At 37.8% G+C, this 254-nt stretch carries 1 protein-coding gene; it reads left to right on the top strand.

Annotation, left to right across the window (positions count from 1 at the left end; translation table 11 throughout):
* Positions 1-254, top strand: a 254-nt coding sequence (locus tag AAEZ03_RS28195; protein ID WP_502947985.1) for a hypothetical protein, incomplete at both ends; no start/stop codon positions are given.

Below are 254 nucleotides of genomic sequence, written 5' to 3' on the forward strand. Positions count from 1 at the left end.
CTTATCGATCGCTGTGTGCATATCTTTCATGAAGATCAGACCAAAGCAAAATTGATCTATGGTACGAATACACCTGATTTTGAAGGTGATAGTTTCGGTGAAGATATGGATCATCAAGTGGTTGAACTGGTATATAAACGTTTAGCAGAACGGTATGAAGTGCCAAAATTTGAAGATATCCAAGATGTTCTTTTGGTCACTTATAGTATTATCAACGCTATCTTTACGGTTTCTTACCGCCGTCATGAGAGCAT

This window comes from Pseudomonas sp. HY2-MNA-CIBAN-0224 (genome assembly GCF_040310285.1).
GTDB classification, from domain to species: Bacteria; Pseudomonadota; Gammaproteobacteria; order Pseudomonadales; family Pseudomonadaceae; genus Aquipseudomonas; species Aquipseudomonas helleri.